The 24,078-nt window shown below is 40.6% G+C and carries 18 protein-coding genes, 1 pseudogene and 1 riboswitch; of the genes and pseudogenes, 14 read left to right on the forward strand and 5 right to left on the reverse strand.

Features of this window, described 5'->3' with window-relative positions:
- The 3 genes and pseudogenes from A3GS_RS11430 to A3GS_RS0103325 form a co-directional block, all read right to left on the reverse strand.
- Window positions 1-271, reverse strand: a pseudogene (locus A3GS_RS11430) (helix-turn-helix domain-containing protein); the annotation flags it as partial.
- A gap of 223 nt (window positions 272-494) precedes the next feature.
- Entirely contained in the window at window positions 495-1,745 is a 1,251-nt protein-coding gene (locus tag A3GS_RS0103320) for a cation diffusion facilitator family transporter (protein ID WP_018364001.1), read from the reverse strand.
- Window positions 1,746-1,832: 87 nt separating this feature from the next.
- A complete protein-coding gene (locus A3GS_RS0103325; protein ID WP_018364002.1) occupies window positions 1,833-3,158 on the reverse strand; it encodes an alanine/glycine:cation symporter family protein in 1,326 nt (441 codons plus the stop codon).
- A 540-nt stretch (window positions 3,159-3,698) separates the two neighbouring features.
- Here A3GS_RS0103325 and A3GS_RS0103330 point away from each other — a divergent pair.
- From A3GS_RS0103330 to A3GS_RS0103345, 4 genes are all read left to right on the forward strand, one after another.
- Window positions 3,699-5,363: a SulP family inorganic anion transporter gene (locus A3GS_RS0103330; protein WP_018364003.1), complete on the forward strand. Its 1,665-nt coding sequence runs from the start codon at window positions 3,699-3,701 to the stop codon at window positions 5,361-5,363.
- A gap of 175 nt (window positions 5,364-5,538) precedes the next feature.
- The gene (locus A3GS_RS0103335; RefSeq protein WP_018364004.1) at window positions 5,539-5,925 is read left to right on the forward strand and encodes a PaaI family thioesterase; all 387 of its coding nucleotides are present in this window, start codon (window positions 5,539-5,541) and stop codon (window positions 5,923-5,925) included.
- Window positions 5,926-6,334: 409 nt separating this feature from the next.
- Window positions 6,335-7,060, forward strand: a complete 726-nt coding sequence (locus tag A3GS_RS0103340; protein ID WP_018364005.1) for a YebC/PmpR family DNA-binding transcriptional regulator — start codon at window positions 6,335-6,337, stop codon at window positions 7,058-7,060.
- 82 nt (window positions 7,061-7,142) lie between these two features.
- Window positions 7,143-8,210 (forward strand): serine hydrolase, encoded by a 1,068-nt coding sequence (locus A3GS_RS0103345; RefSeq protein ID WP_018364006.1) that lies wholly within the window; start codon window positions 7,143-7,145, stop codon window positions 8,208-8,210.
- A gap of 152 nt (window positions 8,211-8,362) precedes the next feature.
- Here the strand turns inward: A3GS_RS0103345 and A3GS_RS0103350 are convergent, their stop codons facing one another.
- A complete protein-coding gene (locus A3GS_RS0103350) occupies window positions 8,363-9,595 on the reverse strand; it encodes a DUF3114 domain-containing protein (protein ID WP_040807358.1) in 1,233 nt (410 codons plus the stop codon).
- 357 nt (window positions 9,596-9,952) lie between these two features.
- Here A3GS_RS0103350 and A3GS_RS0103355 point away from each other — a divergent pair, with 357 nt between their 5' ends.
- From A3GS_RS0103355 to A3GS_RS0103375, 5 genes are all read left to right on the forward strand, one after another.
- A complete protein-coding gene (locus A3GS_RS0103355; protein ID WP_018364008.1) occupies window positions 9,953-11,212 on the forward strand; it encodes a UDP-N-acetylglucosamine 1-carboxyvinyltransferase in 1,260 nt (419 codons plus the stop codon).
- A gap of 71 nt (window positions 11,213-11,283) precedes the next feature.
- The gene (locus tag A3GS_RS0103360; protein WP_026216251.1) at window positions 11,284-11,838 is read left to right on the forward strand and encodes a GNAT family N-acetyltransferase; all 555 of its coding nucleotides are present in this window, start codon (window positions 11,284-11,286) and stop codon (window positions 11,836-11,838) included.
- Window positions 11,831-13,114 (forward strand): CBS-HotDog domain-containing transcription factor SpxR, encoded by a 1,284-nt coding sequence (gene spxR, locus A3GS_RS0103365; protein ID WP_018364010.1) that lies wholly within the window; start codon window positions 11,831-11,833, stop codon window positions 13,112-13,114. Before A3GS_RS0103360 ends, spxR begins: the two co-directional genes overlap by 8 nt.
- A 16-nt stretch (window positions 13,115-13,130) precedes the next feature.
- Window positions 13,131-13,991 carry a methionyl aminopeptidase gene (locus A3GS_RS0103370; protein ID WP_018364011.1) on the forward strand — a complete coding sequence of 287 codons (861 nt, stop codon included), beginning with the start codon at window positions 13,131-13,133 and terminating at the stop codon, window positions 13,989-13,991.
- A gap of 1 nt (window position 13,992) precedes the next feature.
- Entirely contained in the window at window positions 13,993-14,928 is a 936-nt protein-coding gene (locus A3GS_RS0103375) for a YihY/virulence factor BrkB family protein (RefSeq protein WP_018364012.1), read from the forward strand.
- A gap of 20 nt (window positions 14,929-14,948) precedes the next feature.
- On the opposite strand, the gene A3GS_RS0103380 is transcribed toward A3GS_RS0103375, so the two are convergent.
- Complete coding sequence (locus A3GS_RS0103380) at window positions 14,949-15,383, reverse strand: GtrA family protein (RefSeq protein ID WP_018364013.1); 435 nt, start codon at window positions 15,381-15,383, stop codon at window positions 14,949-14,951.
- A gap of 56 nt (window positions 15,384-15,439) precedes the next feature.
- Window positions 15,440-15,560: riboswitch (PreQ1 riboswitch) on the forward strand.
- On the opposite strand from A3GS_RS0103380, the gene A3GS_RS0103385 reads away from it, so the two are divergent.
- From A3GS_RS0103385 to glgB, 5 genes are all read left to right on the forward strand, one after another.
- A complete protein-coding gene (locus A3GS_RS0103385; protein ID WP_018364014.1) occupies window positions 15,558-16,067 on the forward strand; it encodes a QueT transporter family protein in 510 nt (169 codons plus the stop codon). (Overlaps the previous riboswitch by 3 nt.)
- Window positions 16,068-16,763: 696 nt before the next feature.
- Window positions 16,764-18,722 carry an NAD-dependent DNA ligase LigA gene (gene ligA / locus A3GS_RS0103390; RefSeq protein WP_026216252.1) on the forward strand — a complete coding sequence of 653 codons (1,959 nt, stop codon included), beginning with the start codon at window positions 16,764-16,766 and terminating at the stop codon, window positions 18,720-18,722.
- A 14-nt stretch (window positions 18,723-18,736) separates the two neighbouring features.
- The gene (locus A3GS_RS0103395) at window positions 18,737-19,759 is read left to right on the forward strand and encodes a diacylglycerol kinase (RefSeq protein ID WP_018364016.1); all 1,023 of its coding nucleotides are present in this window, start codon (window positions 18,737-18,739) and stop codon (window positions 19,757-19,759) included.
- 6 nt (window positions 19,760-19,765) lie between these two features.
- Window positions 19,766-22,075, forward strand: a complete 2,310-nt coding sequence (gene pulA, locus A3GS_RS0103400) for a type I pullulanase (protein ID WP_018364017.1) — start codon at window positions 19,766-19,768, stop codon at window positions 22,073-22,075.
- Between the two features lie 114 nt (window positions 22,076-22,189).
- Window positions 22,190-24,070: a 1,4-alpha-glucan branching protein GlgB gene (gene glgB, locus A3GS_RS0103405; RefSeq protein WP_026216253.1), complete on the forward strand. Its 1,881-nt coding sequence runs from the start codon at window positions 22,190-22,192 to the stop codon at window positions 24,068-24,070.
- The last annotated feature ends 8 nt before the right edge of the window (window positions 24,071-24,078 follow it).

The following is a 24,078-nucleotide window of genomic DNA, read 5'->3' on the forward strand; positions in this document are numbered from 1 at the left end:
ACCCAGGTAATGGTCTCATTGACAGTTGCCACACCTACACCAAAATCAAATGCCAACAAGCGTTGAGTGGGGTAATAGCGCAAGTAACGCAAGGTCATGATGANCTGGTCTTCCATACTTAGACGGCGTGGGCGTCCACCTTTTTGGTGTTGCTCTTGATAAGCGTCAGTGAGACAATCAAGCATCAGTTGAAACGTTGCTTTTTTAACACCCATCAACAATTTGAAATTCTCTGAGTTTAATTTAAGGCTTTTTCGTATGCTGTTTCCATAGCTTTAGTATACCACCTCTGAGTTATCGAACAAGTCTAGTGTTAAAGAATATGAAGATCCATTTTCAGATGGCAGTTTTAGAACAAGATAAAAGCCCGTTTTTACGGGCATTAGTCACGTAATCATAGCACTAACCTGAACGAAGTTCAGCGAACGTCTTTAGACGTCGCTGGAGAGAAACGGCTTATAGCCGGTGTACAAGCCACCCGTTTTCACGGGTAGTTATGACTTTTTGTTGAGGTGCCTATCGGAAACAATGTGATAATTTTCAACCAAATGTTGATATGATATTTTAGTGACCTGATGGAAAATCAAATACCAGACTTCGTGGCGGCGCCAAATGCTGGTATGTCTTTCTCCGTTTAATTCGTAGGTTAGGAGCTTGGTTTTCTGGCTGATAGAGTGAATTTTGAAATATTTAAAATTGCAAGGAGAATAGCTTGCTTTTTTGAGGAATTCAGTAGCATTTTGGAAATGACCATCCTTATCAATCATGAGAAAGGATTTTGAAATGTAGTCCTCGTAATCAGGAATTTTAGAAAGAATGATTTTCTCGTTTTTATAAAGTTTTTTTGAAACATTGTCTAGCACTTCGTCCTCGGGGATGCTGGCAGGTTCAACATGAATATCAATGTCATAGACAGAGAATTTTTTACTAAGTAGCTTTTCAACTTCTTCGGTAATAGCGTGACTTTCATAGACAGACAGGTCTGGGTTCATTTCTAGGACAATGTCTAGATAGACGTTACTACCATAAGTCCTACCGCGTTGAGACTTGACTGCTGAAATTTTAGGAATCTGGAGAATGGCTGCTTCGTACTCCTTGAGTTGCTTCTGGTCAAAACCATCAGACAAGCTAAAGGCGCTCTGCATAAAAATATCGTAAGCGGTCTTAAGGATAAAGTAAGTGATGACAATGGCTGCTAGGTGGTCGATAATAGGAAGATGCAGTGAAGCCGCGATGATGGCTACAGACGTTCCTAGTGACGTCAGAGCATCTGACAGATTATCCTTAGAAGCAGCAACCAGGGCACTGGATTTGACCTTCTGTGAGAGAGTCTTATTAAAGAGGTAGACACCAAACATAACCAGAGCTGAAATAATGCCAACGATAGCCCCTAGAGGATCAATTTCAGCCATGTGAGGGGATAAGATTTTCTTGATAGTTTGAATCAGCACTTGGAAACCAACGATAAACATGATAAAGGAAGTAATTAAGCTAGATAGATCTTCTATTTTCCAGTGACCAAAACGATGATCTTCATCGGCGGGGCGGCTGGCCAAATGTAGACCGATGAGAAGGGCGAGGTTGCCTAGAATATCAGATAGGTTATTAAATCCATCGGCTACAAGTGAGGATGAATTTAAAATGTAACCTGTGACGAGCTTGGCTAAGGTAAGGGAAATATAAGCTGTAATGCTCACAATAGGTCCTCGTTTAGCTAATTTTAGATTGTCAGCTGGTGTAGCCATAGAATCCTCCAATACTTCAACTTCATTTCAATTCTTATATTATACCACAAAAGAACCCATCAAACTTTGAAGTTGATGGGTTTTCCTTTATTTAGAAAAATAACGGCGTGTTTCTTTGATAATAACTGGGGATAAAGCCAGCAGGGCAACAAGGTTTGGAATGGCCATGAGTCCGTTTACGATATCGGCAATGACCCAAATGACTTCCAACTTGAGAAAGCCACCTAAGGCAACCATAGCTACGAAGATAAGGCGGTAAATCGTGATAGCTGGTGTTCCAAAGAGAAATTCAAAGCAACGTTCACCATAATAGCCCCAACCAAGGATAGTTGTGAAGGCAAAGAGGATAAGACTGACTGTGAGTGCATAAGTGCCAAACTGTCCAAAGACTGTAGCAAATGCAGATTGGGTCAGTGTTGCTCCGTTAAGGTTGCTTGACCAACTACCTGTCACGATGATGGTCAGTCCTGTTAAGCTACAGATGATAATGGTGTCAATAAAGGTTCCTGTCATAGATACCAAACCTTGTTCGACAGGCTCTTCTGTTTTAGCAGCGGCAGCAGCAATTGGTGCAGAACCCAGTCCAGATTCATTCGAGAAGACACCGCGGGCAATACCAGCCTGAATGGCCACCATGGTAGTTGCTCCCAGAAATCCTCCTGTAGCAGCTTGCCCACTGAAGGCTGATTTAATAATCAAAAGAATACTTGGAATGATAAACTTCCAATTGAAGGCAAGGATGATCAAGGCAGCTAGAATGTAAATAGTAGCCATAAAAGGAACAATCTTTTCAGACACTTTCGAAATGGATTGAATCCCACCAAAAATAATGATGGCAACAATAATGGCTAAAATAGGGCTGATGACTTTGGGTGATAATCCTACGGCGTTATTCAACGATTCAGTGATAGAATTGACCTGTGTGAAGGTACCAGAACCAAAAAGAGCAACCATGACACCAAAGATTGAGAAGGCAACAGCTAGTGGTCTCCAACGTTTGCCCATACCATTAAGGATATAATACATGGGTCCACCAGCGATTTCGCCATTGGCATCCTTAGTACGATATTTAATAGCTAAGACACCTTCGGCATATTTGGTAGCCATTCCAAAGAAGGCTGCCACCCACATCCAAAAAAGAGCTCCTGGTCCACCTAGCTTAATAGCAGTGGCTACTCCAACGATATTACCTGTGCCGACTGTTGCGGCTAGAGCAGTTGCCAAGGCCGCAAAGCTAGAAATGTCACCTTGCCCTTTGTTATCAGCCTTAAAGATGAGTTTGATGGCTTTAGGCAATTTTAAAATTTGCAGCAGTCCCAAACGCACGGACAAATAGATTCCCGTTCCAACTAATAAGACAAGGAGGGGCGGTCCCCAGACGAAACTATCTAACTGAGATAAGATTTTATACATAAAAGTCTCCTATTGAAAATGACGTTACAATGAAAAATTAACTTTAACTTTATTATTATAGATACTGTCGCTAGGTTTGTCAATTCAGCCTTTTTAATAAGAATGGTTGAAAGAGTTTGCTAGCCCATTTTTCACTTGTCAAAGAGGGGCTGGAGATATTTTCTAGATGAAAAATGTCAAACTAAATAGAATCGTCTAAGCGCACAAGTGAAATGATCTCAAATCGAGTTTATTGACTCCATTTCATCGATGCAATAAGCTCCTGTCAAATATTTTATGTAACCTGATTATAAGGACGTTTCTGAATTTAATTAAACCGCTCTCAAGCGTGTTTTGACAGTGATTAACCCCTGTTGTTCGTCGTTCACGTTCTGAAGTGTTGTGCTGCTCAAACTAATTACCTGTGTTACTAAAAATATCAAAATGATGTCTTTTCTGATACGTTTACATTTCTAACCCTCTAGAGTTTTGAACTTGTCTGTGCTAGAATGGTAGATAAGTTCTCGCAAGTGTCTGAGAGCAAAAAATGAGGAGGAAAAGATGGACGCTTTAAAGTATATTAAACCAAAATTTTTCACGACCCTAAAGGGTTACACGAGGGCACAGTTCATAAAGGACTTGGTAGCGGGTATCATCGTTGCCATTATCGCTCTACCATTGTCAATAGCTTTGGCTATCGCTTCTGGAGTCAATCCAGAACAAGGACTTTATACCGCTGTTGTAGCTGGTTTTTTTATTTCCTTTTTAGGAGGTAGTCGCGTTCAAATTGGTGGTCCGACTGCAGCCTTCGTTGTTATCATCTATGGCATCATTGCCCAATACGGTATGTCTGGCCTGACCGTTGCCACATTTATGGCTGGAATTATGATGATTATCATGGGGTTTTTACGCTTCGGTGATTTGATTAAATTCATTCCCAAAACTATTACGGTTGGTTTCACGCTAGGGATTGCTGTTGGAATTGTCGCTGGACAAATCAAGGATTTCTTTGGTTTGAGTATGGGTTCAGTCCCCGCTGAATTTGTCGAAAAGATTGCTGCTTACGCTAAGAATATGCACACTCTCAACTGGCCAACGCTTTTGATTGGTCTTTTAGCCCTACTGATTCAGATTTTCTGGCCAATGGTTTCTCAGAAAATTCCTGGCTCACTGGTTGCGATTTTGGTCACAACAGCTATTGTGGGTCTAGGTCATGAGACATCTGTTAAGACCATTGGTGATCTCTACACTATTAAAGCTGGTTTGCCAACTTTCACTGTGCCACATTTGTCATTTTCCTTGGTTCGTCAATTGATGTCTCCGGCCTTCACTATCGCTATCTTGGCCTCTATTGAGTCACTCTTGTCAGCTGTTGTTTCTGATGGGATGATTGGTGGCAATCACCGCTCTAACGCGGAGTTGGTCGGTCAAGGTGTTGGAAATCTGATGTCAGCTCTCTTTGGTGGGATTCCTGCCACGGGTGCCATTGCGCGTACCGCAGCTAACGTCAAAAATGGCGGTCGTACACCGGTAGCGGGTATGGTTCACGCTCTCACCCTTCTTTTGATCCTGCTATTTTTGATGCCTTACGCCTCATTGATTCCTATGAGTTGTTTGGCAGCTATCCTCATCATGGTCGGTTATAATATGAGTGGATGGCGGACTTTTGGGCGTATGCTACGTACAGCACCTAAGAGTGATATTGCTGTCTTGGTCATTACCTTTGTTCTCACAGTCTTCTTTGACCTTGTTGTTGCCATTGAATTTGGTATGGTTCTGGCAGCCTTCCTTTTCTTGAAACGAATGTCAGATATTGCTGAAGTACGTCAATGGGTGGACAAGGAAAGCCTTGATGATCCAATGCTTTCAGAAGAAGCAGATCTCAAAGACGTGCCTAAAAACGCAGTTGTCTATGAAGTCTTTGGTGCTCTTTTCTTCGGTGCTGCTAATGATTTCCTCAATGTTGACCAAGAAACAGGCAAAAATGTCCTCATCATCCGCATGCGTAACGTACCTGCTATGGATATTTCAGGTATGGAAGCCTTGGAAGAAACACTTGAGATTGCTCAGAAACGTGGCATGACTCTTATTCTGTCTCATGTCAACGACCAGCCTTACTATGTTATGGAAAAAGCAGGTTTCATTGATAAAGTTGGTGCAGAAAATATTTGCGAAAACATTGATGCAGCCCTAGTTCGTGCTGCTAGTTTGGCACCTACTAAGTAAGATTGTGCTATAAATAAAATTCGGTAGCTAAATAGCTATTGAATTTTTTCTATCCTAAGACAGCTTACTGGGATTTTGAAAAGTAGGAGTGCTTGGCTGATAGGTAGAAGCTCACTTAGATTCTGCTGCTAAAAAAGTGCTATAATAATTGAGCAATAGTTTTTGGAGGAAGATGATGGAAAACGAATATTTGCACGAGATACGTGTTTTTGAGAATTTTGATATGATATCTTTTGAAGAAGGGCATGTGGTGGTGACAACTGAGGTTGTGCATAAGTCACTCAATTATTATGGCTTTGCACATGGCGGCTACCTTTTTACTCTTTGTGACCAGATTTCTGGCTTGGTCGCTATCTCGACAGGTTTTGAGGCGGTAACCTTACAATCCAGTATCAATTATCTCAAGCCTGGGAAGTTAAGTGACCAACTGATGATTGAGGGTAAATGCATTCATAATGGGAGTACAACTAAGGTAGTGGACGTCAGCATCACCAACCAAGCTAAAGAAGATGTGGCCAAGGCCACCTTCACTATGTTTGTGACGGGGCCAGTTGATAAGTAAAAAATTAAAAGGGGTTGGAAAGTTTTTTCAGCTTTTTTTGATAAATTGCAAAGCTCCAATAAATGATTTTTGGGTTTTTGTTTGGCGAACTAGAGCCTATAAACTTATATTTTAGGTATCACTTGGTGAACAGTAGCTCAATAAATCATTTGTTGGGCCATTACAAAAAGTAGAACTTTAACCATAAGCTTTTTAGGCTCGTGTTTGTGAAATAGAGCCTAAATCAGAAATTTTTTTGAGCTTTTACAGAAAATATTGAGCTTGATAGCTTTGCTTTGGATAAAGAGAAGGGGGCAAGCTTAGGAAAGTAGAGTTGGCACTGGTGTTACTAAACGTCTTGCTCCTTTTTGTGCTATAATGGCAGTGGAATATACAAAGAGTATCAGTCAATAAACAAAGGAGCTTTACTATGTCTGGACATAATAAATGGAGTAAGATTAAGAATAAGAAGGGTGATGCGGATGCTAAGCGTGGAGCCATTTTCAATAAGCTGTCTCGGGAGATTTTTGTGGCAGCTAAGAATGGTGGCGCTGATCCTAGCATGAATGCAGCCCTTCGTTTGGTTTTGGACAAGGCACGTGCAGCTAATATGCCCAAGGACAACATCAATCGTGCCATTAAGAAGGCGACAGACGTTGGAGATACGACCAACTATAATGAGATTAGTTATGAGGGCTATGGTCCTGGTGGTGTTGCCATTCTGGTGCATACGCTTACGGATAATAAAAACCGTACAGATGCTCATATTCATACTATTTTTAGTCGAAACGGTGGCAATATGGGGTCTTCTGGTTCGGTGGCTTACCTTTTTGACCGCAAAGGGTATATCGTGATTGAGCGTGAGGGGCTTGATTTGGATGAAGATGCCATGTTTGAGTTGGTTTTGGAGGCTGGAGCAGAAGACTTGAAGACCTCTGATGATATTTTTGAAATCATCACATTACCCAAGGATTTTCCAGCTGTCAAAGAAGCCTTGGCAGCGCAGCTATTGACCTTCGCTCAGGCCCAGCTAAGCATGATTCCGCAGACCGAAGTCATCCTGACTCCAGAGCAGCTGGAAAAATTAGATAATTTGGTTGATAAATTAGAAGAAGATGATGATGTACAGGATGTTTACACCAATGCAGCTAACTGACACACTTTTTTCTTTCAATTTTTCTCATAGTCTTGAAATTTTTTAAAATTCTTATAAAATAGAATGGTCAGGAGATTTTTAAGTGAACAGAAAACGAAAGAGTTTAATTGGTGGCAGTGCAGCAGTAGTGATACTTGCCATTATGATTGTATTAATTTTTGCTATTATGTTTGAACAGGTCAGCAGTCAGCCCAGGCCAGAAGCTAGTTCTAGCAGCCAACTTGAGACTTCTCATCAGTCAACTTCATCATCTATCCCATCTTCTGAACCTCAAGTAACGGTCAAGTCAGAAGAAGCCAAACGTGCGGTTATGGATGCAGATTATGCAGAGATGGTTTCTTATAGCCTTTATTATGATTACGCACACATGAGCTTAGTTGATACGGTCAAAGCCTACATGAGCGAAGCTAGTATTGCTCCCGATGCGGTAGCTTTTTCTTATAAAAATACCAAGACGGGGGAGACCTTCTCTATGAATGACACCCAGCCCATGACAGCGGGTTCAACCTATAAGTTGCCACTTAATATGCTGGTGGTGGACAAGGTAGTAGAAGGGAAATACACGCTGGATCAGCGTTTCGACATTACCAATACTAACTATGAGCTTCTATCTGAGCACAATGCCTACGTCGCTCAGTTTGATGGTGCTATGTCTATCCCAGACATGCAAGAGTATTCCTTGGTATATTCGGAAAATACGCCAGCCTATGCTTTAGCTGAACGCTTGGGAGGCATGGATAAGGCCTATACCATGTTTGGTAAATATGGCAAGTCCAAGGCTGATATCAAGACCATCCAGCAAGAAGGTAATAAGACGACGACAGATTACTATATCCAAGTCCTAGATTACCTGTGGAACCATCAAGACAAATACGCTGACATTATTCATTACATGGAAGTTTCGTTCCCAGATGAATATTATAAGCGCTATTGGCCTAATTTACGCATCGTTCAAAAGCCAGGCTACGTCCGAGAAGCGCTCAATGTTGATGCCGTGGTCTTTGAAGATACGCCTTACCTAATTGCCCTCTACACGGCAGGACTAGGTGGTTCAACCGAAGATTCTTCAGAAATCAACGGCTACGGTTATAGTCAGCTTACCCAATTGACCTATGTTATTAATGAATGGCACCGTGTTAATATGAATTAAAAAACTGCAGTGATCAAAGCACTGCAGTTTTGTTTGTACTCTTTAAAAATCAAAACTTTAGATCGTCATCTTCAGATTGAGCTTGCCCTATTTTGGAAATACGAAAGGTCTCTCAGACCTTTTGAGCTCCTTGCACTTTGCTTTCTCGACTATTATTTTTGATTTTCTTTGAGGACAATCCCCAATGCGCTCTGGTAGGAGCGGATGAGTTGTTGGAATTTTTGTGCGGCTTCCTTGGTCAGCTGTTTAGAAGATTTTCCTTTGCGGGCAAAGATCTTGTTGCGTTTGTCTTTTTGTTGTTTTTTGCTGGGTTCGATAAAAAAATGATTGCCATCAGTCATGGCTAAGAGAGCAAAAGCAGGTTCATGACTGCTGATGGGATCGATATCCAGCCTGCGGTGCATGCCGTCATTCTGATTAGCATAATTAAAGCTGGCACTGTTAACAATACTATTGCGGCTGCGCTTTTCAATGTCAATTTCGTTGAGGAAGTGACCTGATTCAGATAAGATAAATTCAGAATGAAAATGCACTAGCACCTTGAAATTACTTTGCTGCACATTGTCACTGTATTTGGGCACCTTTTTCCCTTGAGCATCCACCTCAATCGCCACCTTGTTATGATAGCGTGAAGACTCAGTCAGACTATAGTCCTGCTCGCTTAGTTTTGTCAGATACTTGGCCAGTGCGTCAGCATCGCTATCTTTTGGCGCACGAAAATGCTGGCGCACCCAATTGGCTTGTTGGGCTGAAATCACATAGCGGAGCTGATGAATTTTATTGGCCAGAGGATCAGTCTGGGCAAAGCTGTCATCAGGATAGGCCGTCTGAACTAGCAGCGCCAACTGATTCCAGAAGTCATCTGTCGGAGATAAATTAGGATCGAACTTAGCCAGAAGCCGCTTGGTTTCCTGATTAGTTCCTTTTAGTTCGACAGGCATGTGCAGATAGTTGGTCAAAAAAGTCAACGAGTTTTGAGCCTCCTGTGCAGAACTCAATTTGACTTGCTTTTGCCACATTTTCTTAAAGAGAGGGCTAGCAATATACTGACTGTCTTGAAAATGCTCTTTGTAAGTCCGCAAATCAGGCCTGCCATCTGCAGTTAGAAAGGTTAAAGTTGGTAAATAGGCTTCCTTGATAACTTTATCAGTCCAATTTTCTTTTTGCAGGGTTTTAATCTGCCTAAGCAGCAGTCTTCGCACTTGCAACTTATCTAGAATATTTAAGGAGTGATAATCCTTATTCTGTTTTTCCACCTCTTTAAAGAGAGGCTGGGCAGTGTTGTAGGTTCGCTCAAATTGAGCTACCTTTATTTCGTGTTTATAGCCAGCGTAAGCCAGAAAGAACAAAATGAACAGACACAAGATTCTTTTGATGATTGTCATTTTCAGCCCTTTCATAGATTTCCAATATGATTTTTCTTTATTTTATCATAAAAAACAGCAAATCTGAAACAACGACCATGGACCATAAAGAAAATCAGGTTTGTCTGCTATCTCCTATGATGGAAGTGAATCTTTTTATCTAGTTGAATCTTCTCACAACGTGGGAGAGCCGTTTTTGTTCTATCGAGCAGTGGGAGTAGTTTAATTTGCTTTTGGGGGCATAAAAAATTCCCCCTCACAGGTTTTGTGGTGGAGAGAGGCTTGGAAACGACTTAATAGCATAGTATTGTTTGTATATTCATGGTAAGTGTGGTAAAATAGTAGGGTTGAATTCTAGTTAAGGAAAGATTTGAATGTATGCGCAAAATTATTATTAATGGTGGCAAGCTTTTGAAGGGTGAAGTTGCTGTTTCTGGAGCGAAAAATTCGGTTGTTGCTCTTATTCCAGCTATTATTTTGGCTGATGATGTGGTCACTTTGGATGGTGTTCCAGCTATTTCTGATGTCGATAGTCTAATTGACATCATTGAATTGATGGGCGGTTCGGTCAAACGTGATGGCGAAACTCTAGAAATTGATCCACGTGGCGTCAAAGATATGCCAATGCCATTTGGTAAGATTAATAGCTTACGTGCTTCCTATTATTTTTATGGCAGTCTGCTAGGTCGTTATGGCCGAGCTATCGTTGGTCTTCCAGGTGGTTGTGATTTGGGACCGCGTCCTATTGATCTTCATTTGAAAGCTTTTGAAGCCATGGGTGCAAGTATTTCTTACGAAACAGATGCTATGCGCTTGGCGACTGACGGTCAGCCTTTGCATGGAGCTCACATTTATATGGATACGGTTAGTGTCGGAGCTACTATTAACACCATGATTGCAGCAGCAAAGGCTAAAGGGCGTACGATTATTGAAAATGCTGCGCGTGAACCAGAAATCATTGACGTTGCGACACTCTTAAATAACATGGGTGCCCATATTCGTGGAGCAGGGACTGATATTATCACGATTGATGGTGTAGAAAAGCTTCACGGCACTCGTCATCAGGTTATTCCAGATCGTATTGAAGCAGGAACTTACATTGCTATGGCGGCAGCTATTGGTCAAGGAATTCGTGTCACTAATGTTTTGTATGAACATTTAGAGAGCTTTATTGCTAAGCTTGAAGAAATGGGCGTGCGCATGACAGTTGAAGAAGATGCTATTTTTGTTGAAAAGCAAGACAATCTCAAGGCAGTCACGGTTAGAACCTCACCTTATCCCGGTTTGGCAACTGATTTGCAACAACCTATCACACCGCTTTTGTTAAAAGCTGAGGGTCGCGGTTCAATCATTGATACGATTTACGAAAAACGTGTAAATCATGTACCAGAACTAGCTCGAATGGGTGCTGATATTTCAGTGCTTGGCGGACAAATTGTCTATCAAGGCCCCAATAAGCTAGTAGGTGCTCCTGTTAAGGCAACGGATTTACGAGCTGGGGCAGCGCTGGTCATTGCTGGCTTGATGGCTCAAGGGCAAACTGAAATCACTAGTATTGAATACATCTTGCGGGGTTATTCAAACATCATTGAAAAATTGACGGCCTTAGGAGCAGATATCCAATTACTTGAAGCCTAATGAGAGCCTATGTGCTCTCTTCTTTATTGCCAAAATTATCAAAAAGTTCAGTCTTATGCTATAATGGGAACATGGATATTTGGACAGAATTGGGGCGTTTTTCAATCATAGAGACCGACAGGCTCTTGCTGCGTCCATTTTTATATACGGATGGCGATGATTTCTGGGAAATCAGTTCAAATCCTGACAATCTGAACTTTATTTTTCCTAATCAAGTCAATCGATCAGAGAGCGAATTTTTAATGGTGCATTATTTTATGAAAGAACCCTTGGGTGTCTGGGCCATTGAAGATAAGTATACTAGGAAAATGATTGGTGTCATTCGTTTTGAACATTTTGATTTAGCAGAAGCTTCGGTTGAGATAGGCTATTTCTTGAATAAACAATATTGGGGACAGGGCTTGATGACGGAATGTTTAAAAACCCTAAGCTTTTTGTCATTTGAACATTTCGGACTTAAGACTTTGTCCATTGTTGCCCATCTTGACAATAAAGCCAGCCAGCGTGTGGCGCAAAAATCAGGATTTGTCCTCAAAAGACAATTCAAAGGGAGTGATCGCTACACGCGAAAGGTACGTGATTACGTTGTATACCAGTTAAAAAGAGGGGACTACCGCTATGAGTAAGCATCAAGATATTTTAGATTACCTTGAGAAGCTGCCAGTTGGCAAGCGGGTCAGTGTGCGCAGTATTTCTAATCATTTAAAAGTTAGTGATGGTACTGCTTATCGCGCTATCAAGGAAGCAGAAAATCGTGGTATTGTTGAAACACGACCTCGTAGTGGGACGGTTCGTATTGAAAAAAAAGCTGCGGTCAGAATTGAGAAATTGACTTACTCAGAGATTGCTCGTATCAGTGATTCAGAGGTTCTGGCTGGTAAGGCTGGATTAGGACATGAATTTAGCAAGTTTTCTATTGGTGCCATGACGATTAAGAACATAGGTCGTTATCTGGTTAAGGGAGGACTTCTTATTGTTGGTGACCGTGAAAATATTCAGCTCCTAGCGCTTGAAAATCACAATGCTATCTTAGTGACAGGCGGTTTTTCTGTTTCTGACAAGGTTATTGGGGTAGCGGACAGTCTGGGTATTCCTGTCATGGTGACCCATTACGATACCTTTACTGTGGCAACAATGATTAACCATGCCCTGTCAAATGTTAGAATTAAAACGGATTTGACAACGGTCGGTCAAGTTTATCAATCAAGATTGGACTATGGTTTTTTAAAAAGCAAGGATACAGTTGAAACTTTGAACAAGTTGATTGAGGATACGAGAAATGTTCGCTTTCCTGTCATCAACAGTCAGGATAAAGTTGTTGGTGTTGTCAGCATGCGAGATGTTGTTGGCAAGGATCCGCAGATTTTATTAGACAAGGTGATGACTAGAAATCCTATACTGGCCAAACCGCAAACCAGTTTAGCTAATATCAGTCAAAAAATGATTTTTGAAGATTTAAATATGTTGCCTGTGGTTGCCGATGATGGAGCTTTGCTGGGTGTCATTACTAGACGTCAGGCCATGGAAAATCTGCCAACTCTTCAGCACACCAATCTTTATACTTATAGTGACCAGATATTGTCTAATCTACAGTATGAAGATGGTCAATATCAATTCATTGTTGAACCAGCCATGCTGGATAATGCTGGGAATTTTGCTCAGGGTGTGTTAGCTGAGCTTTTGAAGGATATTAGTGTCCGCGTTTTGACAAAAAAACATCTCAAGAATATTATTATCGATCAAATGATGATATACTTCTTACAGGCAGTACAAATTGATGATTGTCTGGTTATTCGTCCTCGTATCATTACGGAAAAAAGACGAAGCGCCACTTTGGACTTTGAAGTCTATTTAGACCAACAAATCATCGCCAAAGCTATTATGACATTGAAAATAAATTAGATTAGAGGAATAGAGAATGATAACGTTAAAATCAGCACGTGAAATTGAAGCCATGGACCGCGCAGGCGATTTCTTAGCCAGTATCCATATTGGCCTTCGCGACTTGATTAAACCAGGGCTTGACATGTGGGAAATAGAAGAATATGTCCGCCGTCGTTGTAAAGAGGCTAATGTTTTACCTCTGCAAATTGGTGTAGATGGATCAGTGATGGATTATCCATATGCTACTTGCTGTGGACTTAACGATGAAGTAGCTCATGCCTTTCCACGCCACTATATTTTAAAAGATGGGGATTTGCTCAAAGTTGATATGGTTTTGAGTGAGCCCCTTGATAAATCTGTTCTTGATGTGTCTAAATTGAACTTTGACAATGTTGGACAGGTCAAAAAATACACTGAAAGCTATACTGGCGGTTTGGCAGATTCGTGCTGGGCTTATGCAGTTGGGAATGTCTCTCAAGAAGTTAAAGACTTGATGGCTGTGACCAAGGAATGTCTTTACAAAGGGATTGAAAAAGCTGTTATTGGCAACCGTATCGGCGATATCGGTGCAGCTATCCAAGAATATGCTGAAAGTCGTGGTTATGGGGTTGTCCGTGACCTCGTTGGTCATGGTGTTGGTCCGACTATGCATGAAGAACCCATGGTACCTCACTACGGAACAGCTGGTCGCGGTCTTCGTCTGCGCGAAGGCATGGTTTTGACCATTGAGCCAATGATTAATACTGGTACATGGGAAATTGATACGGATGTGAAGACTGGTTGGGCTCATAAAACGCTTGATGGAGGCTTGTCATGCCAATATGAACATCAATTTGTCATTACTAAAGATGGTCCAGTTATCTTGACTAGCCAAGGAGAAGAGAGAACTTACTAAGATGGATCGTAAACATCTGTTAGATAAGCTATGGTCAAAGTTAGACTGGCCTCCCTTGCAGATTTATCTCAAGCATTACCGCTGTGCTGAGATGGATCTATCTGCCATTGCGGTGGCTTACTATTTGCTTCTGACGGCTTTTCCACTTATTGTCATTGCTGCTAATATTTTTCCCTATCTTAACATTGATATCACAGATTTGCTGATTTTCATGAAGAAGAATTTGCCAGATAATATTTACAACTCGGCTTCAACGGTGACCATTGACATCTTTTCAAAGCCATCTGGTAGTGTTTTAGGAATTGCGACCTTGACAGCCTTTTGGACTATGTCAAAAAGTTTGATGTCCTTACAGAAAGCCATTAATAAAGCTTATGGGGTTTCTCAACATCGTGACTTTGTGATTTCTTATCTGGTCGGAGCTTTGACCAGTCTTCTCATTTTCTTCCTGTTAACCTTTGTTTTAATCTTTTCAACATTTTCAAAACCATTCTTACAGGTTTTAGTGCGCCGTTATGATATGGGGGATACGATAGCCAGTTTGATTTTGAATCTGGCTCAGCCAGTGACCATCGTGACTATTCTAGCTGGTATCATGATTTTGTACTTTATCTTGCCTAATGTTCGTATTAGGCGTATTAAATATATTTTACCAGGGACAGTTTTCACGACTTTTGTGATGACCTTTCTCAGTAATTTGGTCAGTAATTATGTTTTACGAACCTTTGAACGCATGGTTGACTTGAAAACGTTTGGGTCGGTAGTGATTTTCATCTTAATGCTCTGGTTTATTTTCTTAGCTCATATCTTGATTTTAGGGGCTGTTTTCAATGCAACTTATCAAGAATTGATGCAGGGGGATTTAGAAGGGCGATATGGGGATGTGATTTCTATCATCCAGCACCGTTTAAATAATAAAGAAGACGAAAAAAAATAAAGATTCCTAATTAAGGATCTTTATTTTTTATCTTTGAAGACTAGCAATTTACTGAAAACGTAGTTGAGCACAATAATAAGAACCTGTGAAATAATGGTTTCAATACCGTTGACAAGGTCTAAGTTATTTCCAACAAATTGTCCAATAATATTTGGAAATTTTTGAACAAATAGAAAGGCTAAAGCAGCATCCAACAATAAAGTTGATAGTCGAGCAAGGAAGAACTTACACAATCTTCCCCACCAGCCTTCTGGAACCTGTCTGAAAACAAAGCGATCATTAGTAAAGAAGGCAAAGATGATAGAGATAAAGCTGGCAATGACTGCAGAGAGGGTCGCTTGATGACAGAAAGTAAAGATAATTGTCCGTGATAGCATGTAAACAAGCGTAGCCAAAACACCAAAGACAAGATACATAAAAATTTCATTTGATAAAAGTGATTTTTTGAGTTTCATGGCTTTATTATATCATAAAATCTATAAAATCAATCCTCTTGGCAAGTATTCTCATTTATGCTATACTAGAAAAGTTGTTTTTTGACAACCCTTGGTGCTTAGTTTTCCTTTCACCAAGCATATTACAAACACTAACAAGATGGCAATTTTGTTAAGCGTCAAAGGAGAAATCTTATGCAGAAATTATCTATTCGTGACTTTGTTCAAGTGGCTCTAGTGGCAGCACTTTATGTTGTTTTAACCATCACGCCACCATTGAATGCCATTTCTTACGGGGCGTATCAATTTCGTGTTTCAGAAATGCTTAACTTTTTAGCTTTTTACAATCGTAAGTATATTATTGGGCTGACGCTTGGCTGCATGATCGCTAATCTTTACAGTTTTGGAATGATTGACGTTCTTGTAGGAGGTGGTTCTACTCTCGTCTTTGTCACGCTTGGTGTCATTCTTTTTGATCGTTACAAGAAGGATTATCTTTTTAATGGCCTTTATAATAAAGCTTTTTTCTACTTTTCATTCTTTTTTGCAGCATCTATGATTACTGTTGCTATTGAGTTGGCAGTAGTAGCTAAAGCACCATTGCTTTTAACATGGTTTACAACTGCTATGGGCGAATTAGCCTCACTTTTGGTAGGTGCCCTTATCATGGACAAGCTAGGCAAGCGCCTTGAGTTGACTAAATAAAGAAATATCTCTACCTACTGGCCACCTGATTTAGGGTCAAGGTAGAGATTTTTTGCTGTTCAAAAATCTTAGTTTGAGCTACTATCATTATAGATTTTAATAGTTCCTTAGTGATTGTTTATCCAAAATGTATTGGGAGGTATAGACAAGTTTGGATAGAGGATGCTTTTTAGATGAGAAGGACTCCTATGCTGTCATATAATACAATTTTCCAACGAAAGTTAGTCATATTAAAAAATCAATAGTTTTCTGTACAATTTGATAAGGTGTTTTTCTTAAGTAATATCTCACGTGCTCAAGGGTGGTTTGTTGAGACTGCTGTTGATTTTGTCGGGTCAACCTGCTCTTGGAATTTATTGCAGGCCATCAAGATTTTTCGCGCCTCTTATAAGAGAGACAGCAACACCTCGGCTGCCCTGCCAATGTTGGAAGTAGGGATTTCGAGTCCTCAGTTACTCTGCCAACAGCTTTAGTGACTCGTCCTAGCTCTCCACTGTTCTGCCAATACTAGAAGTGAGATAAGGTAGGGTTCTGTTACTTATGCAGTGCTTAACACTGCTTTTTTACTGTGAAATAGTTTATTCTTCTGTCTGGATTAGTGTAACCGATTCATTTTAATCTATTACTGGTCTCATTTTCTTTTTAAAACGATTATCAAATAGCCCCATTTATTTCGCTTTATGATAAAATAGTAATATGAAAAAACGGATGAAAGAGTTGGTTGGCTTGCTCAACCGATACGCAAAAGAATATTATACCGAAGATAGCCCTAGTGTCTCTGATAGCGAATACGATCGCTTGTATCGTGAATTGGTTGATTTGGAGAAAGCTTATCCTGATGACATTTTAGCTGACAGTCCTACCCACCGCGTGGGGGGGCTTGTTCTTGATGGTTTTGAAAAATATCAGCATGAGTATCCACTCTATTCTTTGCAGGATGCTTTTTCACGTGCAGAATTGGACGAGTTTGATCATCGTGTTAAGTCAGTCTTTCCTGATGCAACCTATATGGCAGAACTAAAGATTGATGGTCTGTCTATTTCATTAATATATGAAAATGGTCAACTGCAGGTTGGAGCGACGCGTGGTGATGGATTGGTTGGTGAAAATATCACCGAAAATGTTAAACGTGTGCGTGATATTCCCCTGCAGTTGGAACAGCCCTTGACCATTACAGTGAGAGGGGAGTGCTACCTGCCTCGTGCTTCTTTTGATAGAATCAATGAGGAACGCCGTGAGAATGGCGAGCAGGAATTTGCTAATCCAAGAAATGCAGCAGCAGGAACTCTTAGACAATTGGATACAGCTGTTGTTGCCAAGCGTAATCTGGCTACTTTCCTCTATCAAGAAGCCAGTCCTACAGGAAGAGCCACACAAGATGAGGTTCTAAGAGAGTTACAGAACTATGGTTTTTCAGTTAACAATCGCCGTATCACGACCCCATCTATGAATGAAATCTGGGACTTTATCCAAATAATTGGTCAGGAGCGTGACAGCCTTGCCTACGATATTGACGGAGTTGTTATTAAGGTCAATTCGCTGGCTATGCAGGAAGAGTTGGGCTTTACTATCAAAGCCCCCCGTTGGGCTATTGCTTACAAGTTCCCAGCAGAAGAAAAAGAGGCAGAAATCTTGTCTGTTGATTGGACAGTGGGGCGAACAGGCGTTGTGACACCGACAGCTAATTTAACACCAGTTCAATTGGCAGGAACTACGGTTAGTCGTGCTACGCTGCACAATGTAGATTATATTGCGGAGAAAGATATTCGTATTGGTGACACTGTTATCGTTTATAAAGCTGGTGATATCATTCCGGCTGTTTTGAAAGTAGTAGAAGAAAAGCGCCAACAACAGAAAGTCATGCCAATCCCGAGTCATTGTCCATCTTGCGGTAGTGATCTCTTACATTTTGAAGATGAAGTAGCTTTGCGCTGCATTAACCCTGTCTGTCCAGCTCAAATCAAGGAACGCTTAGCTCATTTTGCTAGCCGAGATGCCATGAATATCAGTGGATTTGGTCCAGCAATCGTTGAAAAATTATTTGCGGCTAATTTGGTTCACGATGTGGCAGATATTTACCAGCTGACGGTAGCTGATTTGATGACGCTAGAGGGCGTTAAGGAAAAATCAGCCGACAAACTTTATCAAGCTATTCAGGTTTCTAAAGCTAATTCAGCTGAAAAATTACTGTTTGGCCTAGGAATTCGTCATGTTGGTAGTAAAGCCAGCCGTCTGTTACTTGAAAAGTTTGGTGATCTGGAAAGCCTTGAGCAGGCAGATTTTGAAGCCATTTCAGCTATCGATGGTTTGGGTGAGGTGATTGCTCAATCGTTGCGCAGCTATTTTGCCAAAGAAGAAGCTAGAAAACTTTTAGATGAATTAAAGGGCTATGGCGTTAACCTAGTCTATCATGGTCAAAAGATAGAGGCAGATGCAGAGTTGTCCGGCTTAACTATCGTATTGACTGGAAAATTAGAACGGTTGACTCGTAACGAGGCCAAAGAAAAACTACAAAATTTAGGTGCCAAGGTGACAGGTAGTGTTTCTAAGAAAACTGATATTGTTGTAGCAGGTAGTGACGCAGGAAGTAAACTGGATAAAGCACAAGCGCTAGGAATTCGTGTTGAAAATGAGGATTGGTTGTTAGGACTATAAGCGAGGTGAACCAAATGACAAAACAAAAAAAAGCTCGATTAATTTACAACCCAACTTCTGGGCAAGAAATCATGAAAAAAAATGTAGCAGAAGTCTTGGACATTTTGGAAAGCTATGGCTATGAAACGTCAGCTTTCCAGACGACACCTTGGCCGAATTCTGCTAGAGATGAGGCCAAACGGGCAGCAAAGGCAGGCTTTGACCTCGTCATTGCTGCAGGTGGAGACGGCACTATTAATGAAGTGGTTAATGGTATTGCGCCTCTAGCAAAACGTCCTAAGATGGCCATTATTCCAACAGGAACGACTAATGATTTTGCCCGTGCGCTTAAGATTCCTAGAGGTAATCCTGTGGAAGCTGCTAAGATTATTGGTAAGAATCAAATGATAAAAATGGATATTGGTCAGGCACGTGATGATACCTATTTTATCAATATTGCGGCAGCAGGCAGTTTTACAGAATTGACTTACAGTGTGCCAAGTCAACTGAAAACGACATTTGGCTATCTGGCTTATTTAGCTAAAGGTGTAGAACTATTGCCACAAGTTAGTAAGGTTCCAGTGCGAATTACACATGATGATGGTGTCTTTGAAGGTGATGCTTCTATGATATTTGCAGCTATCACTAATTCAGTGGGCGGTTTTGAGCAGATTGCTCCCGATGCTAAATTAGATGACGGTAAGTTCACTTTGATTATTGTCAAGACAGCTAATTTGATTGAAATCTTACATTTAATTCGTCTGGTTTTGAACGGTGGCAAGCACATCAATGACAGGCGTGTCGAGTATATCAAAACCAGCTACATGAAAATTGAACCTTTGTCAGATAAACGCATGATGATCAACCTTGATGGAGAATATGGCGGCGATGCCCCGATTGAATTGAAAAATCTGAAGAATCATATTACCTTCTTTGCTAATACTGATGAAATTTCTGATGATGCCCTTGTTTTGGATCCAGAAGAATTGGCTTTAGAAGCTATCGCCCATAAATTTACTCATGAAGTTGAAGATTTAGATCAGGAAGCGGAGGAATAAGACCCGATGGACAATACTGTTGTTATCCATTATCACAGTAAACACGGTAAATATTTTGATTTGAGCTTATGGCAGTGGCGTGACGGACAGTTAGGGAAGGACGCTTACTTTTCTCGCTATGATAGCTTTGGTGCTGTAGCAACCTTGACCTATCCTGAACCTTACTTTTTAAGCCATGTCTTTGTCATTGTCAAAAATCACAATTGGTCCCACAAGACTGTTGATTTTCGCATTAATCGCAATAGTGGCATTCCTAAAACAGAGGTTTGGATTGTTGATGGGGATGACACACTTTATTATTCTAGACAAGCAGCGGTCAGTAGCCACGCTTATGGTCATCGTCAGCCGCACGCCTTTGAAATGGCGATTAATAGTAAATCATTTGATAGAAAATGGGGCTTTGATGGCTGGCTAGGTTTTCGGTATACAGAAGACTTTACCGAGTTCCGACTTTGGGCACCAACGGCTGAAAAAGTGGAACTTGTCCTCTATGATTCGACGGGAGAGAGAGCTAGTGTGTCGCGTGTTTTTCCCATGGCACGTGGTAATGAGAAAAACGAGAATGACCATAGTCAAAATACGCATGGTGTTTGGTTTGAAACAATTCAAGGAAATCTGAATTATCAAGCTTATCGCTATCGTATTTATTATCGTAAGAGGACTTTTAGAGATACAAGGGATCCCTACTCTATTGCCACAACAGCTAATGGCAAGCGTTCTATTGTTATTGCACCAGAACATCTTAAACCTGTGGGTTTTGAGGTTAAGCATGGCAGAGATGCTTCTTGGCGTTTGGATAATCCAAATCAAGCTGTTATCTATGAAATGCATGTGCGTGACTTTTCTAAGTCCGCGACGTCCGGTGTAAGCGAAGCCAATCGAGGTCGCTTTAAAGGAGTTTTTGAAGAAGGAACTACCAACCAGTTTGGAGATAAGACGGGCTTTGACTATGTTAAGGAGTTAGGAATCACCCACATCCAGTTACAGCCTGTTTTTGACCACCATCAAATTATTGAAGCTAATGGCGAGTATAAGTACAACTGGGGTTACGATCCAGAAAATTTTAATGTTCCTGAAGCTAGTTTCACCAGCAATCCAGATGAGCCAGCGACACGCATTTTAGAATTAAAATCACTCATTCAGGCTTATCACGATGCAGGTATCGCTGTTATCATGGATGTAGTTTATAATCACACCTTCTCATCGCAGAATTCAGCCTTCCAATTGACAGTGCCAGATTACTATTATCGTATGAATGCAGATGGTTCTTTTCAGGATGGTTCAGGTTGTGGTAACGAAACAGCCAGCGAGAAGGAAATGTACCGCAAGTACATGTTAGATTCTATTCTCTATTGGACTAAGGAATACAATATTGATGGTTTCCGTTTTGATTTGATGGGATTACACGATATAGATACCATGAATCTCATTCGAGCGGAGTTGGACAAGATTGACAAAAATATTCTCATGTACGGCGAAGGTTGGGATATGGGAACCGGCTTGTCACCTGATCAAAAGGCCAAGAAAGAAAATGCCTATCAGATGCCACGTATTGGTTTCTTCAATGATGATCAGCGTAATGCCATCAAAGGAGCAGAAGTTTATGGTTCTTTTGAAAAAGGCTTTGTGTCTGGCGCAGCCACCGAAGATATTGTTGCCAAATCTATTTTAGGTAGTGATGAAATTGTTGGTTACTTAAAACCTTGCCAGGTACTTAATTATGTTGAAGCCCATGATAACTATAATTTGAATGATTTACTCTTGGAATTGCATCCTAAGGATGATAAGGAAACTCACATCAAACGCGTAGAGCTAGCCACAGCCATGAGTCTACTCATGCAAGGAATGTCTTTCATGCAAATTGGTCAAGAATTCTTGCGTTCCAAACTCTATCCGACTGGCGATAGTGGCGAGTTGACCTATGCAGATAAAGAGCGAGCTATGAATTCTTATAATGCGCCAGATAATGTCAATCAAGTCAATTGGCGAAATGTCACTTACTATCGTTCAACTATTGATTTTGTTAAAAAAATCATCGCTTTAAAAACAAAAACGGATTATTTTTCATATCCAAGCTTTGAGGAGGTTAGAGAGCATGTCTTTGTGGAAACTGCTATCAACGGTACGGGTTATGTCAGCTTTATTGTTGATGACGAAAGAAAATACAAAGTATTTTTCAATGCATCAGGAAAACGGTTGCAAAATCTCTTTTCAAATGATATAATAGTGACAAATGGAAGTCAGGTCGAAAATAAGGACTCCACTGAGTCTTATATTGATAATCTGACTGTAACGGTCTTTGACATCAGTAAATAATCTGAGAAGTTTTCTCAGGTTATTTTTCTTTATTCAAAAAAATTAATTTGTTAGATAGATTAATTTTATACTCAAAGAGTATAAAATCGTTTTATGGATAGAAAGGGTGGTGCTATGGATAAAAAGGGTGAACTCTATACATTTGGTATAGGGGAAAATTTTCACATTCAGAACTATTTTGGTGTTCATCGCGAACAAAACGGGAACGAAGAGGGATTTGTCTTTCGTGTGTGGGCGCCAAACGCGGAAGATCTTCATCTTATCGGTGATTTCAGTAATTGGTCTGAGAAACCAATTCAGATGACAAAAAATGAAGCTGGCGTGTGGGAAGTCTTTACAACACTTCCTCAAGAAGGACAACTGTACAAGTACTTGGTTAAACGCAAGGGGGGGCAAGTTGTTGAAAAGATGGATCCTGTGGCTGTTTATCTAGAAAAACGTCCAGGGACTGGAGCAGTTGTTAAAGTCCTCCGAGCTAAAAAATGGAAAGATAGCCTTTGGATGGGGCGCCGTAAGCGTTTTGGTTTCAAAAGACGCCCAGTTAATATCTATGAAGTCCATGCTGGTTCTTGGAAAACAGATGAAAATGGTAAACCGTACAGCTTTGCCCAATTAAAGGAAGAATTGATTCCTTATTTGATTAAAATGAATTACACCCATGTTGAGTTTATGCCGCTAATGGCACACCCCTTAGGCATGAGTTGGGGTTATCAGTTGATGGGTTACTTTGCTTTTGAACATTCTTACGGAACACCTGAAGAATTTCAAGATTTTGTCGAATCTTGTCATCAAAATAATATCGGTGTTATTGTTGACTGGGTGCCTGGTCACTTTACACAAAATGATGATGCCCTTGCTTATTTTGATGGGACACCGACTTATGAGTATCAAGACCATCACCGGGCTCACAATTATCGTTGGGGAGCGCTCAACTTTGACCTAGGTAAGAACCAAGTTCAATCCTTTATGTTATCAAGTGCTTTGTTCTGGATTGAATACTATCATATTGATGGTATTCGTGTTGATGCCGTAAGTAATATGCTATATTTGGATTATGATGAAGGTCCATGGTCCCCAAATCAATTTGGTGGAAACCGTAACATTGAGGGCTATAACTTCCTTCGTCGCTTGAATGGCATTATTAAACATTATCATCCAGATGTTATGATGATTGCAGAAGAATCAACAGCCTCTACACCAATCACAAAACCAATCTCAGAAGACGGTTTGGGCTTTGATTATAAGTGGAATATGGGTTGGATGAATGATATTCTCAAGTTTTATGAAGAAGACCCGATTTATCGTAAGTATGATTTTAACTTAGTCACTTTTAGTTTTATGTATCTTTTTAATGAAAACTTTATCCTGCCGTTTTCACATGATGAAGTCGTTCATGGAAAGAAGAGTATGATGCATAAGATGTGGGGCGATCGCTATAATCAGTTTGCCGGCCTTCGTAATCTCTATACTTATCAGATTTGTCATCCGGGTAAGAAGCTTCTGTTCATGGGTTCTGAATTTGGTCAATTCCTAGAATGGAAGTTTGACCATGAGCTAGAGTGGGGCAATCTTGATGATAGGATGAATTTGCAAATGCAAGGTTTCACTAGTCATCTCAATGCTTTCTATAAAGACCATAAGGCTCTCTGGCAAATTGATGATTCTTACAGTGGATTAGAGATTATTGACGCTGACAACACTGCTCAGAGTGTTCTGTCCTTTATTCGTAAGAGTGGAAAAGGTGACATGTTAATTTGTGTCTTCAATATGACGCCTGTTGAAAGAAAAGACTTCACAATTGGAGTACCATTCGCAGGTGTTTATGAAGAGGTGCTAAACACAGAACTAGAAGAATATGGAGGTGTTTGGAAAGAAAATAATCCTGTTACCAGAACCAAACCTGGCTTGTGGAAAGATTATCAACATACTCTCTCTTTTACATTGCCAGCACTTGGAGCAAGTATTTGGAAAATCAAACGTCGCTTAAAAAAATGACCCTTTAG

This window comes from Streptococcus caballi DSM 19004 (assembly GCF_000379985.1).
Classification (GTDB): Bacteria; Bacillota; Bacilli; order Lactobacillales; family Streptococcaceae; genus Streptococcus; species Streptococcus caballi.